The organism is Streptomyces natalensis ATCC 27448 (assembly GCF_000935125.1).
In the GTDB taxonomy this organism is placed as follows: domain Bacteria; phylum Actinomycetota; class Actinomycetes; order Streptomycetales; family Streptomycetaceae; genus Streptomyces; species Streptomyces natalensis.
In genome coordinates this window covers 54,656-67,013 of sequence record NZ_JRKI01000012.1, presented here as the reverse complement: position 1 = coordinate 67,013, position 12,358 = coordinate 54,656, and the positions used below count along the sequence as shown (strand labels likewise).

12 protein-coding genes and 1 pseudogene are annotated in these 12,358 nt (G+C 69.3%); 10 read left to right on the top strand and 3 right to left on the bottom strand.

From position 1 onward, the window contains the following. The first annotated feature begins 14 nt into the window (after window positions 1–14). The 7 genes from SNA_RS10140 (at window position 15) to SNA_RS10110 (ending at window position 6,547) form a co-directional block, all read left to right on the top strand. Window positions 15–938 (top strand): hypothetical protein, encoded by a 924-nt coding sequence (locus SNA_RS10140; protein ID WP_157879881.1) that lies wholly within the window; start codon window positions 15–17, stop codon window positions 936–938. Continuing rightward, window positions 931–2,229, top strand: coding sequence for a type III PLP-dependent enzyme domain-containing protein (locus tag SNA_RS10135; RefSeq protein WP_044364404.1), 1,299 nt, complete (start codon window positions 931–933; stop codon window positions 2,227–2,229). Before SNA_RS10140 ends, SNA_RS10135 begins: the two co-directional genes overlap by 8 nt. Continuing rightward, window positions 2,216–2,473 carry an acyl carrier protein gene (locus SNA_RS10130; protein WP_030063759.1) on the top strand — a complete coding sequence of 86 codons (258 nt, stop codon included), beginning with the start codon at window positions 2,216–2,218 and terminating at the stop codon, window positions 2,471–2,473. Before SNA_RS10135 ends, SNA_RS10130 begins: the two co-directional genes overlap by 14 nt. Next, a complete protein-coding gene (locus SNA_RS10125) occupies window positions 2,470–3,966 on the top strand; it encodes a class I adenylate-forming enzyme family protein (RefSeq protein ID WP_241779594.1) in 1,497 nt (498 codons plus the stop codon). Before SNA_RS10130 ends, SNA_RS10125 begins: the two co-directional genes overlap by 4 nt. A gap of 420 nt (window positions 3,967–4,386) precedes the next feature. After that, window positions 4,387–5,328: a hypothetical protein gene (locus SNA_RS10120; RefSeq protein WP_044364389.1), complete on the top strand. Its 942-nt coding sequence runs from the start codon at window positions 4,387–4,389 to the stop codon at window positions 5,326–5,328. 317 nt (window positions 5,329–5,645) lie between these two features. Further along, window positions 5,646–6,260, top strand: a complete 615-nt coding sequence (locus SNA_RS10115) for a ParA family protein (RefSeq protein WP_078969809.1) — start codon at window positions 5,646–5,648, stop codon at window positions 6,258–6,260. Next, window positions 6,257–6,547, top strand: coding sequence for a hypothetical protein (locus tag SNA_RS10110; protein WP_030063755.1), 291 nt, complete (start codon window positions 6,257–6,259; stop codon window positions 6,545–6,547). The genes SNA_RS10115 and SNA_RS10110 overlap by 4 nt, the downstream gene beginning before the upstream one ends. Window positions 6,548–7,506: 959 nt before the next feature. Here SNA_RS10110 and SNA_RS42175 read toward each other — a convergent pair. Next, window positions 7,507–7,866: a hypothetical protein gene (locus tag SNA_RS42175; protein WP_157879880.1), complete on the bottom strand. Its 360-nt coding sequence runs from the start codon at window positions 7,864–7,866 to the stop codon at window positions 7,507–7,509. 171 nt (window positions 7,867–8,037) lie between these two features. On the opposite strand from SNA_RS42175, the pseudogene SNA_RS10105 reads away from it, so the two are divergent. The 3 genes and pseudogenes from SNA_RS10105 to SNA_RS10095 form a co-directional block, all read left to right on the top strand. After that, window positions 8,038–8,250 (top strand): annotated as a pseudogene (locus SNA_RS10105) (Crp/Fnr family transcriptional regulator); the annotation flags it as partial. A 101-nt stretch (window positions 8,251–8,351) separates the two neighbouring features. Next, entirely contained in the window at window positions 8,352–9,839 is a 1,488-nt protein-coding gene (locus SNA_RS10100) for a family 2 encapsulin nanocompartment cargo protein terpene cyclase (RefSeq protein WP_030063753.1), read from the top strand. A 14-nt stretch (window positions 9,840–9,853) separates the two neighbouring features. Further along, window positions 9,854–10,738 (top strand): geranyl diphosphate 2-C-methyltransferase, encoded by an 885-nt coding sequence (locus tag SNA_RS10095; protein WP_030063752.1) that lies wholly within the window; start codon window positions 9,854–9,856, stop codon window positions 10,736–10,738. Between the two features lie 84 nt (window positions 10,739–10,822). Here SNA_RS10095 and SNA_RS10090 read toward each other — a convergent pair whose 3' ends face one another. Together SNA_RS10090 and SNA_RS10085 are read right to left on the bottom strand one after the other, a co-directional pair. Then, on the bottom strand, window positions 10,823–11,038 hold the full coding sequence (locus SNA_RS10090) for a hypothetical protein (protein WP_030063751.1): 216 nt from the start codon (window positions 11,036–11,038) through the stop codon (window positions 10,823–10,825). Between the two features lie 316 nt (window positions 11,039–11,354). Next, a complete protein-coding gene (locus SNA_RS10085; RefSeq protein ID WP_030063750.1) occupies window positions 11,355–11,702 on the bottom strand; it encodes a VOC family protein in 348 nt (115 codons plus the stop codon). Window positions 11,703–12,358 lie beyond the last annotated feature (656 nt).

The window sequence follows — 12,358 nt, the reverse complement described above, 5'->3', positions numbered from 1 at the left end:
GGAGGTCTTTCCGGATGAGCCACCCCCCTGTGCAGGGTTCCTACGGCCCACTGGCCTGGGTCGCCGACGCGATGCACGGCATGTACCCGGACCGCGAGCCCCACCTCCGGCGGCTCGGGCTGCGGCCGGCGGACGACGAGATCAGCACACAGGTGCCGGTGGTCGGTCTCCTGGGAGCCGCCGACTGGCGCGCCGCGACCTGTGTGCTGGCCTCGCCGTGCATCGACCACTCGTCGGGGCGGATATCCGGGCTCACCGCCTCCGTCGCGGGCGATCTCCTGATCGGGCTCCATGTAGCGGAGGCGCTCGGACTGCCGATGGTCAGTTTCCTCGGGAGCGGGGAGGAGACGCACCTGGTGCCCAGCGGCGAGGAGCGGTGCGCGGACTGGCAACGGGTCGCCGAGCACGTGGCCGGCCTCGGAACCCGTTGGGCACGGGGCCGGGTCGACGCGACCTTTGTACGCACCGGTGACCCGGTCGCATGGGCCACCATCAGGGCACAGACCGCGGCGGACCACCACCGCGTTGCCCAGGACGCCCTCGACGGCCTGCACCGCCTCGCCGACGACCTCCCGTATCCGCGGGGGACCCGTTTCACCTACCTCTACGACTACTACCGGTCCAACATCTCGCACTACCGCCGGCCCGTCATCGAGGCGCTGGCGGGCGTCGACACCGCACATGTGCTGGTGGTCGAGAATGTGCAGCAGATCAAGTGCGTCGCCCAGGCCCGTGCCCTCAACGACGCCGACGGCATCCGCACCAGCCATCTGGTGACCTGCCCGGCACCGGATGTCACCAACAGCGTCCGGGTGAGCCGGGCCGAGCCTCGGCACCGCATCATGCTCGCGGACGTCCTTGACGGGCAGCCGCCCGGCAGCGCGCCCTACTGGGCGTTCCTGTCCTCCCTGCGCGACCGCTTCGATGCGCATGACTGACCTGGACGCTGCGGCGTGGGACGAGCAGCTGGCCCGGTGCCATCCCGGCCCTGTGTACGTGTACGACCTGGACCGGGTGACGGCCGCCGCGGAAGACCTGCGCGCGGCGCTTCCGGCACCGAGCCTCGTCTACTACTCCCTCAAGGCCAACCCGCACGAGGACGTCGTACGGGCACTGCGGACCGCCGGCTGCCGCGCGGAGATCAGCTCGGCGGGAGAGCTGGCCTGCGCGCTCGGTGCCGGGTTCCGCGGCGCCGAATGCCTGTACACGGGGCCCGGAAAGACGGACGGCGAGATCGCGCACGCCCTGCGGCACGGGGTCCTCGACTTCTCCGTGGAATCAGCGCACGAACTGCGGCGGATCGATCGCATCGCGGCCGTCGAGGGCCGCCGGGCCGGTGTGCTGCTGCGCGTGAACGGAGAGCGTGCGGCCCCGGCCGGCGGCATGCATATGACCGGTTCACCCTCGCAGTTCGGGATCGATCTGGAACTCCTCGGCCCCGCGCTCGCAGTGGCCGCGCGGTGTCCGCGGATCGACCTCACCGGCCTCCACCTGTTCTCGATGACCAACGCCATCGACGAACCGAGCCTGATCCAGGAACTCCGTCGCAGTATCGCTACTGCCGCCGCGGTGTGTGACCAGTACGGGTTGGCACCGCGGATGCTGGATCTCGGCGGCGGCTTCGCCGCTCCGTACACGCAGTCCGGCCGGCGGCCCGGCTATCCCGGCCTGGCACAGGCACTCCGGCAGGAACTCGATCTGCGGTTCCCGGCCTGGCGCACGGGAGCCCCCGTGATCGCCTTCGAGTCCGGCAGATATCTCGTCGCCGACTGCGGCACGCTGATCTGCACCGTCACCGAGGTCAAGAACAGCAAGGGAAAGCAGTTCGTCGTGCTCGACGCGGGGATCAACGCGCTCGGAGGACTCTCCGGGACGGGGCGGCTGCTTCCGCTGTCCGTGGAGCCCGTCGGTATCCCACGGGCGGCCGACGCATCCGGCGGAGCCGAGGTCCTCGGCCCTGCCGTGACGTCGGCACGCATCGTCGGGCCGCTGTGCACTCCGGCCGACCTGCTCGGGCGGGAGGTGCCGGTACCGCGGCTGCGGCCCGGCGACCGGATCGCGATCCCGAACGTCGGCGCCTACGGCCTGACCACCGGCCTGCTCGGCTTCCTCAGCAGGCCCGCCCCGACCGAGCTGGTGGTACGCGGCAGGAGCGTCGTCTCCGCGTCCCGCCTGGAGCTGATACGTGTGCCCGTCGACAGGGAGTGGGAAGACGATGCCGTGGGATGACCGGTTCGAGGCACTGCTGCGCGCTGCGCTGCCCTATCTCTCCCCGGACGAGCCGCTGCCCCCCGATGCCGAACTCGTCGACCTCGGTATCGACTCCATGGCCGCGGTCGAGCTGCTGAGCACTGTGGAACAGACATATGACGTGCGGTTTCCGGACGACAGCCTCCACCGCGAGACCTTCCGCACCGCCGGCACCTTGTGGGCGGTCCTGAGCCGGCTGTTCTCCCAGGAGCCGACACCGTGACCGCCGAGGTGCGGCAGGGGCCGGCCCTGTGCCATGTCGTCGATGTGCTGGACCACGCGGCGGCTGCCCGCGGCGGCGAGCTCGCCGTGACCGACGACCACGGCGACTGGAGCTACGCCCAACTCGCCGACCACAGCCGGAGGTTCGCACAGTGGCTGCACCACTCGGGCGTGTCCGCCGGGGACCGTGTGGTGGTGCGCGCCACCGCGAGCCGCGAGTTCGTCGCCATGCTCTACGGCTGTCTGCGGGCGGGGGCGGTCTTCGTACCGCTCGGCCCCGCGACAACGGCGTACCAACTGGGCCAGGTCGTCGCGGACGCCCAACCCCGCCTGGTCATCACCGACCGGACGCCCCCCGACGAGACAGCGGCCACGGCACGCAGCCTGCAAGAGGTCTGGGCGGAGGTCCGGCGACCGGGCGGCCCGGCGCCGCACACCCGCGCCGAAGCCGCCCCGGCAGACACCGCACTGCTGATCTACACCTCTGGCAGCACCGCCGCGCCCAAAGCGGTCGTCTCCCCACACGAGAGGGTGCTGTGGGCAACCCGGGCTGTCGCGGCGCGGCTGCGCTACCAGACGGACGACATCGTCCTCTGCCGCTTGCCCCTCGCCTTCGATTACGGCCTCTACCAGGTCTTCCTGTGTGCTCTGGCCGGGGCCCGTCTGGTGCTGCTCTCTCAGGCGGCGGATCTGCGGCTGGCCGCCGTCGCGCGGGAGTGCGGCGCCACCGTGGTGCCGTTGGTGCCCTCGCTCGCGACCATGCTCCTGCACAGCGCCCGGCGCGACCCCGGACCGAGCCGGATCCGCCTGTTCACCAACACCGGCGAAGAGCTCCCCCACGCGGTGCTCGCCCAACTGCGCGAGCACTTCCCCCGCGCGGGCATCCAGCTGATGTACGGAACCACCGAGTGCAAGCGGATCTCCGTACTGGAGGTCGACGGCGACCGGCGCAGGCCCGGCTCCGTAGGCCGCTCGCTCGACGGCACGCGTATCCGCATCCTGACCGCGGACGGCGTCCCCGCCGCACCCGGCGAGACGGGCGAGATCGTGGTCAGCGGACCGCACGTGATGGCCGGGTACTGGCGGGCGCCCGAGCTGACCGCAGCGCGCTTCAGGAGCGATCCGCAGACCGGCGAAGTGCGGCTGCACACCGGGGACTTCGGGCACCTTGACAGCGACGGCTACCTCTACTTCCACGGTCGCGGCGACGACATGTTCAAGCGCCACGGCGTGCGCACCAGCGCCGCCGAGATCGAGTCCGCCGCCCGGGACATACCAGGGGTGGACCATGCGGTGCTGCTGCCACCCACCGACCGCCGGGACATGGTGCTCTGCGTGGTCACGACGCTGACGCCGGCCGAGGTGCTGCGCCACCTCGGCACGCTGCTGGACCCGGCGCGCGTCCCCGACCAGTGCCGGGTCTTCGACCGGTTTCCGCTCAGCGCCAACGGAAAGACCGACCGGGCCTGGCTGTCCCGGCAGGCCGTCAGCTGAGGCCGGAGGGGTCGCGTCATGTGTGCGTGACTGTGGCGGGTGAGCGGGTGAGGGGGCCTGGAGCAGGTGCAGCGCGGTGCCGGCATCGGCTGTACTTCGTTCACCTGGTGTGTGGTGGCGGTGGTCCGCGACATGCGCGCGGTGCGCCGTATTGCTCTGCGGCCTGCCGCTCGTCGGCCTGTGAGGGACCGTCGTGCGCCGGCCACCGACCAATCGCCCCGGTATCAAGATCATCGCTCCAGGGAGACGCCCCCTGTCGACCAACCGGGCAAGCCGGGGGTTGGCAGGGCGTAGTGCCGCACCAGGGGCGCATCGGTATAGCTCGGGCCTGGCGAGGGGGCGAAGTGAGCCGGACTTTGCAGCCTCAGTAAGGTGCCGCCACCTGGGGCGGGGTGGCGACCGGAGGAAACGGACAACCGCATGGACTACTGCGTTGGATGCGGGAGCTATCTCGGCGGAGCGGAGGTGTGCCCGACGTGTGCCCATGTCCACGACGGCGCAGCCACTGGGTACGGCCCGCCACGGCCGCACCCCCTCTATCGGAGCGGCGTCCCGCCGACGCCCGAGCCGCCGGTCCACGAGCACCGGGGAGCGCACGGGCGCGCCGGGAGCCTTGAGGCCCCGTACGCGTACGAGCAGACGCACGCGTACGAGCAGACGCAGGCGTACCAGCCGCCGGCGTCGTACGAGCCTCTGGAGCCATACGAGCCCCTGGAGCCATACGAGCCCCTGGAGTCCTACGAGACGGGGCCCCTTCCCGAACAGGGCGGCGAGCCGGATGTACCCGGCCCGGCCGATGGAGACTTCGACCCCGGCACGGCCACCGGCTTTGACGCGGCTGCGGTTGCCGGTCCCGCTGACGGCGACGAGGCGAACGCCTCCCACCGGACGCCGGCGACGCGCCGCCGCAGGAAGGGGCCGCGCCGGGCGCGCCGTCGCAAGAGCGGCACGACCAAGCTGGCCCTCGGCGTCGCGGGTGGGATCGTACTGGTCGGCGTCGTCGCGACAGGCATGTCGGGGGAACTGCTGCCCACCGGCCCGACGCACGGGACGGACACGGAGTCGCGGGCGTCGGCCAAACCCGTCGAAGCGTCCGCCACCGCGCAGCCCGCACCGAGCCGGACCGCGGGAGAGTCTGCTCGTCCGTCGCACACCACCAAGCCGTCGGCATCGGAATCGGACATTGCCGTCTCCCACTCCGCGCTTCCCGCATCCGCGACCACGGCGCCGCCCGTCGCCACCCGGCCCACTGCCAAGGAGCCGCCCCGGCCAAAGCCCTCACCCACGAACGCGGGGTCGGACCCGACGCCCGCACCACGCCCCACACGGTCGCCGACCTGCTTCCTCTTCTGGTGCTCCTAGAAGATCGATGCCGAGGGGGCCGGAGCAGGTGGTCGATGTCGCCCCGTCCACGTTTCGCGCTGGTCCGCCAGGCTTCGTGGGCCGGTCGTGGCGGGGCCGAGCGGAGCAGTCGGTACGGATGGGCGGGGGCCGACTGCCATCCATCGAGGGGGCGGGAATGGGCATCCGGTGGTGCACACGGTCGGCCGCGACCACAACCGGGTGTCCGACGTTTCTCACTGCTTGCGGGTGAACCACGAAGCCACGCCCTCGTGCCGACCGAAGCTGGACGATCGCGCCCGTTATTGTCAATTCTTGTGCCGTTGAGCTGTGCGTTTGTGAACCTCAAGCCAGGCGTCGGAAAGACGACGAGTGCCGTGTGGCTGGCCCATGCGCTCCATGAGTCGGGTCGGTCGCCGCTGCTGGTCGACGGTGACCCGGCCGCTTCCGCGCTGCGCTGGAGCGAGCTGGCCAATGGCTTTCCGTTTCCGGTGATCGCCCTGCCGGTGGGCGACGTCCACCGTCGCGTGAACGACTTCCTCGGCAACCGGCAGGCCGTCGTGCTCGATGCGCCCCAGCTGGAGGACCATCCCCGCATCGCCCGCAGCATCATGAGGTACGCCAACGAGTGGATCGTGCCCGTGACCCCCGCCCCCATCGAACTGGACCGGATGGCACCCATCCACGGCGAGATGGCGGACGTGCAGTCCCTGCGTGCCGAGCCGGCCCGTTCGTCGGTCCTGCTCAATCGCACCAACCGTCCCGATGCCACGCGCACCGGGCCCGATGCGGACGCTCGCGAGGCACTCACCGAGCGGGGTTTCGAGGTGCTGGACACCCAGATCGCGCGGCTCGACCTGTACGCCCAGTCCTTCGGGAACCCGGTCCAGGCCAAGGGTTCGGCGTACATGGACTTCGCGGAAGAACTGATCAAGCGTCAGGATGAGGCATGAGCCAGCGCAAGGAAAACTACCGCGCGGCATTGCAGCGCGGGCAGGACGTCTCCGCACCCCGGTCCACCAAGGTCACCACGCTGCACAGCAGATACATCCGGGTGACCGTCGAGGTCGATCCCGACCTGCGAGGCGATCTGACGCGGTGGATGGGACGTCCGGTCGCCTCGGTCGTGCTCGCCGGCGCGACGGTCCTACATACCCTGGCCGCGACCGCCGGCCTGGTCTCCCGGCCCGGAGACCAGACTGCGTCCGTCCCGCGTGAGGCTCCGGATTCGGGTCGCTGACCAGGTGGCTCGCATGGCACGGCGGCCCTGCCTGAGGTAGCTGTCGCGCGGCGAAGGCCCCTGCCGTGTCTTGACAACGGCGGGGTCCTGCGGCGGCGTTGATGCCCCATGGACCGTCGTCGCCGACGGTCCATCAGCCGTGGAAGTAAGTGACGCCGTGGGTGGGTGGAAAGTCGCTGGGAGCCGGTCGGGCTTGTCCTGCTCCGCCCAGCAGGAGCCCGTGGTGCGTCTGACCTCGAGCGGGCCGAATTCGTCGAAGGCGAAGACCCGGTCCGAGAAGCGTTCCAGGACGTGGTGGATGCGGTCGAGCTTGGGCGTCGCGCGCATGGTCGGGCGACTCTTTCCAGGTCTTGGTGCGCTGGCAGGTGATGCCGCGGCACAGCAGCAGGCAGCGTAAGGCTTCCCGTTCGATGCGGATGCCCCGAACGGCGCGGAGGTCTGGACCACGTCGTGCCGCATGGCCCCGGGAGCCGGTCTATTTCCCTGCTTGGCGCCGTGGAGGCTGACTTGCTGACCCGAAATGCCCGGCTGACCTGCAACGGTGCCGTGCCGCGCCTCTTCGGGTACAACCTCCACCGGACGACCGTCTTCAACCCGTGAAGTACACACCACCGGCAAGCCAGCGACATAGCGCCGACCTTCGGCACAGCCCTGGCAACGATCCGCGGGCCCGATCCGCCCGTCGGCGATGACTCCGCATACGGCGATGACATTGCATACGTCCTGGTGACGGCCTTGCCCCTTGCGGCGGCCCAGTGCGTTGCCCCCTGGTGTTCGACTGTTCGAAGCGTGCCTGAGAGGCCATCAAGTCGGCCTGTGGTTACCGAAGATGAAGGCGGTGTGGGCGACGGCTATTTCATGCGCCAAACGTGCTCACCTCAGATAGTCCGAATGCCGTCGGTCATCCGGGCAAACATGGTGCGGAGCGAGATCACTGCATCGAAGTAACTCCAACGGCCTCATGGGGCGAGCTGTGCGTACAGGCCCTTTACTGTTCTCGGGGCCTGGACGGATTTCCCGATGTTCGCCCTCTTTTTTCTTCTTTCATTCATTGGCTTCCGCTGCGTAAGCCGGTCACCACACTCGCGAAGGAGAGCTCGCCCGATGACCGTTGGGACCAGCCCGGAATCGCAGCTGGAGCCGCCTCGGCAGTCCAGGCCGAGTACCGCGGCTTCGGAGGTGTCGAGGTGCTGACTGTGATCGCCGGACAGCGCGTCCAGCGCGCCTTCCGCGTCGGCGCGGTCGTGGCCGAGCACGAGGCCCATGGCGAACAGAGCCAGAGCGACCTGATCACCGAGGGGCGAAGCAGCCAGACTCATGTCGGCAGTTACCCCGCGCACCCTGCTCGGTTCAGGCCCCGCTGCTGCGCTGTGTGCGGCGCCGGGCTTCCGTGCCCACATGCGGCAGAACACCTCGGTTCCTCTCCAGCGGAAGAACCGTTACGGCGACGGCGGGATCGGCATCGCGATGTCCGCCGGTCGAGCCCCGCCATGCGAACCGGCGAGGACGACCGAGGGGGCATCGGTCTGCGACGGGCCGGCCTGCTGGAAGAGCACGAGCCGGGCCTGTCGGTGTGCTTCATGGGGGTCAGCGAGCAGGCGATCGCCTCATCCCTGGTGACCACATACTGCCCCGCCGCCCGCTTGGTGCCCGACGCGCTCCGCGTGCTGGAGAGCATGAAGATCGCCCGCAGACGCGACTAGAGAACCCGTCCGACGACCACGACGGCCCGGACCGACCCGGATCCCGGGCGAGCGCGTTCGGGGACCGGGGACAGCCCACCCACCTCACCAAGGAGCTACGGATGCCCGGTCCTGGGTTTTCCCGTCCGCAGCCGAGCCTGCCTGCCGCTGCGGCCCGGTCCCACATCCCCACCCACGCTGCCGGTTCCGAAGCCGCCGGCGAAGCCCTGCCTGGCCTGCCCGGCCCACCGTCCGTCCCCGTCTCTGCCGCAGGGGGCGTTCCCGTAGGGGTGTCCGTACGCGAGGGCGCCCCGGGTGGGAGCCTGATCGATCGGCACGTGGGGGAGGGTGCTGCTGCGGTGAGGCCGTCGAAGCCTGCGGTGGTGACGCAATCGAGCCCTACTGCGGTGGTGCAATCGAACCCTGCCACCGTGACGCAATCGGGTGCTGCCGCGGTGAGGCCGTCGAGTCCGGCGGCGGTGACGCAAGCGAGCCCAGCCCTGGAACGGATCCTGCGTGGCCCCAGCGGTCTGGGCACGGAGGGCCTGCACCTCGCCCGGCGCGAAGAGCTTCCGAGGCTTCCGGTGTCTGCGGCGCCGGAGACACCGGACGAGCCCGAGACACCGGAAGAGGGTAAACCGATCCCGGGTCTCTACCACCACCCGGTGCCGGAGCCCGACCCGGCGCGGGTCGAGGAGGTCAGCCGCAGGATCAAGGCATGGGCCGTGCACGAGGTCCAGATGTACCCCCCGGAGTGGGAGGACCAGTTCGACGGCTTCTCCACCGGCCGCTACATGGTTGCCTGCCATCCGGACGCGCCCACCGTCGACCATGTGATGCTCGCCGCGCGGCTGATGGTCGCCGAGAACGCGGTCGACGACTGCTACTGCGAGGACCACGGCGGTTCGCCCATCGGTCTCGGCGGCCGTCTCCTGCTGGCGCACACGGCCCTCGACCCGCTGCACACGACGAAGGACTACGAGCCGGGGTGGGTGGAGTCGCTTGGGTCGGACGCACCTCGGCGTGCCTACCGCTCGGCCATGGAGTACTTCGTTCAGATGGCGACCCCCTCCCAGGCCGACCGGTTCCGGCACGACATGGCCCGTCTGCACATGGGGTACCTCGCGGAGGCCGCCTGGGCGGAGACGGACCACATGCCCGAGGTGTGGGAGTACCTGGCGATGCGTCAGTTCAACAACTTCCGCCCCTGCCCCACGCTCACCGACTCCGTCGGCGGCTACGAACTGCCGGCGGACCTGCACGCACGGCCCGACATACAGCGGGTCATCGCGCTTGCCGGCAACGCCACCACCATCGTCAACGACCTGTACTCGTACACCAAGGAACTCAAGAGCCCCGGCCGACACCTGAACCTGCCCGTGGTGATCGCCGAACGTGAGGGCATCTCCGACCGGGATGCCTACCTGAAGGCGGTAGAGGTCCACAACGACCTCATGCACGACTTCGAATCCGAATCCACCGCCGTGGCCGCCGCCTGTCCCGTCCCGAGCGTGCTGCGCTTCCTGCGGGGAGTGGCCGTTTGGCTCGACGGCAACCACTACTGGCACCAGACCAACACCTACCGGTACAGCCTGCCCGATTTCTGGTAAGGAAGGACTTATCTGTGACCACCACCCAGCTCATCTCCGCCAACGGCACCTCCGCGTTCGTCCCCGCCCCGGCGTCGCCCTACCAGGGTGACATCGCCCGCTACTGGGACCAGGAGGCCAGGCCCGTCAACCTGCGTCTCGGTGACGTCGACGGGCTGTACCACCACCACTACGGCATCGGCGAGGTCGACCACGCCGCCCTCGGGGACCCCGGTGACGGCCAGTACGAGAAGCGGCTGATCGCCGAGCTCCACCGCTTGGAGTCGGCGCAGGCCGAAGTCCTCTTGGACCACCTCGGCTCCATCGGGCGTGACGACACGCTCATGGACGCCGGCTGCGGCCGGGGCGGTTCGATGGTCATGGCCCACCAGCGATTCGGATGCACGGTCCAGGGCGTCACCCTGTCGGCCAAGCAGGCCGACTTCGCCAACCAGCGCGCCAACGAACTCGGCATCGAGAGCCACGTCCACGCCCGCGTGTGCAACATGCTCGACACGCCCTTCGAGACGGGGCAGGCCGCGGGCTCGTGGAACAACGAGTCGAGTATGTACGTCGACCTGCACGACCTCTTCGCCGAGCACTCCCGCGTCCTCGCGGTCGGCGGCCGCTACGTGACCATCACCGGCTGCTGGAACCCGCGTTACGGCCAGCCCTCGAAGTGGGTCTCCCAGATCAACGCGCACTTCGAGTGCAACATCCACTCCCGCCGCGAGTACCTGCGCGCCATGGCCGACAACCGTCTCGTACCGCAGACAGTCATCGACCTGACTGCGGCGACCCTGCCCTACTGGGAGCTGCGAGCCACGTCCTCCCTGGTCACCGGCATCGAGGAGGCGTTCATCAACTCGTACAAGGACGGCTCCTTCCAGTACCTCCTGATTGCGGCCGACCGCGTCTGACCGATCGCCGATCGCCGATCGCCGACCGCCGACCGCCGATCGGGAAGGGCCGGGTCCGTCGAGTGACGGGTCCGGCCTTTCCGGTTACCGCGGCCTTGGCCCGGTCAGGGCGTCGGCGAGGGCGGTTTCGACCTGCACGGGCAGAACCGTGAGCCCTGCCGGCAGCTGTCCCATGCCGGTGGCCGGGGCCCGATCCAGTGCCACGTCTTCTCCGGCGACTCCTCGCGGTTGTTCCTTGGCGCGCAGGAGAACCTGTACGTGGTCGAACCCGGCGAAGGGCGAGGTGGCCGACAAGGTCATGGGCGCGTCGGAGCGGCTGTTCGAGCTCGCCTCCAACCCGGACGGGAGGTACCTGGCGATCGGCAGCTTCAGCCGGAAGCTGAGCTATCCGGTAAGACGGAGACAGCCGTCTTCGGCAAGGGGTCGGGCATCAGTAACTGTCCGTCAGACGAGCAGGGCTCGGGAGACCTCACCCCCTGACGCTGCCGGTTGATTAGGCTCAGGGTGGTTGGGGAGTCGAGGAAGCCGTTCCGCCACGAAGTGACCGTGCTCATCGCCGCCGTCAACGAGTGGCTGTGACCAGCGGGTTCGTGCGAGCGGGGAGTGGCGAGGTCGGCTATCGGTGGCTCAGCACGTTGACCACCCGGCCGTTGGGGTCCCGGACGAAGAACCGGCGTACTCCCCATTCCTCGTCCTGCAACGGGTGCACGATCTCCGCGCCGCTGTCCCGCACGATCGCGTAGACCGCGTCCACATCATCCACTTCGACGCTCATGTCGGGGACCACCGGTGCGGTCTTGTCGTTCGCCATGACACTGACCTGCGCTGCCGGAGCCGACGGCGAGGCAAGCGTCGTGATCCAGCCGAGGTTCATGACCTCCTCGAAGCCCAGCAGGCCGTAGAAGACCCGGCTCTCTTGCAAGGTCTCGGACTGGATGTTGGGCACGACACGGCGTACGGCCATCAACGCCTCCATGTGAGAGAAATGTGTCTCAGGTCCTCCCCGGGGCCCTAGGGTTCACCCCTCATCCCTGTACGGCAGTTCCCTGAGCGGTGCATCCGTCAACCCCGTGACTTCCTTGAGGGCCCAGGGTAGGCGAGCGGGGACTGGCTTGGGCATGCATGACGTGAGGAATGAGGCCCGCAGGGTGCGGGAGAAGAGCAAAAGAGGCTCCTTGCGCGTGTTTCGTACAGCACGTGCGCGGCTCCGGGGGACACGCTCGGGTCAGGCCGCACGCACCGATCCGAGTGAGCAATGCGGGAGCGGGCGGCCCGCAAAGGCCGTCCACTTCCTGGCCTTTGCGAACGCGGCCTGCACTCACATCCGCCTCCGGTGACTCACCAGACGAGGGCCTCCTACTGGGATCAGGCCGACGGCGCGCGAGAAGGATTCCCCCGAGGGCGCTCTCGGCTGAGCTGAGAGTTCTGTGTGCCTCGACGGTGAAGCCGGCGGCAGGTAAATGACGTCGGTGTTCCGCTTCGAGACCTTGTGTGTACAGCGCGTGAAGGGTGGGACGTTCGATGCACCACGCCCTACGTGTGCGTGCAGTCTGGCGTGTGGCGGGGGTCATTCAAGGCGTCCCGCCGCAGTGCGCCATGCATTGCAACCATCACTAGAGA

Coding starts and splice junctions, on each gene's coding strand:
- SNA_RS10140 (WP_157879881.1), top strand. CDS start 15: ATGAGCCACCCCCCTGTGCAGGGTTCCTACGGCCCACTGGCCTGGGTC.
- SNA_RS10135 (WP_044364404.1), top strand. CDS start 931: ATGACTGACCTGGACGCTGCGGCGTGGGACGAGCAGCTGGCCCGGTGC.
- SNA_RS10130 (WP_030063759.1), top strand. CDS start 2,216: ATGCCGTGGGATGACCGGTTCGAGGCACTGCTGCGCGCTGCGCTGCCC.
- SNA_RS10120 (WP_044364389.1), top strand. CDS start 4,387: ATGGACTACTGCGTTGGATGCGGGAGCTATCTCGGCGGAGCGGAGGTG.
- SNA_RS10110 (WP_030063755.1), top strand. CDS start 6,257: ATGAGCCAGCGCAAGGAAAACTACCGCGCGGCATTGCAGCGCGGGCAG.
- SNA_RS42175 (WP_157879880.1), bottom strand. CDS start 7,866: ATGAGTCTGGCTGCTTCGCCCCTCGGTGATCAGGTCGCTCTGGCTCTG.
- SNA_RS10100 (WP_030063753.1), top strand. CDS start 8,352: ATGCCCGGTCCTGGGTTTTCCCGTCCGCAGCCGAGCCTGCCTGCCGCT.
- SNA_RS10090 (WP_030063751.1), bottom strand. CDS start 11,038: ATGACCTTGTCGGCCACCTCGCCCTTCGCCGGGTTCGACCACGTACAG.
- SNA_RS10085 (WP_030063750.1), bottom strand. CDS start 11,702: ATGGCCGTACGCCGTGTCGTGCCCAACATCCAGTCCGAGACCTTGCAA.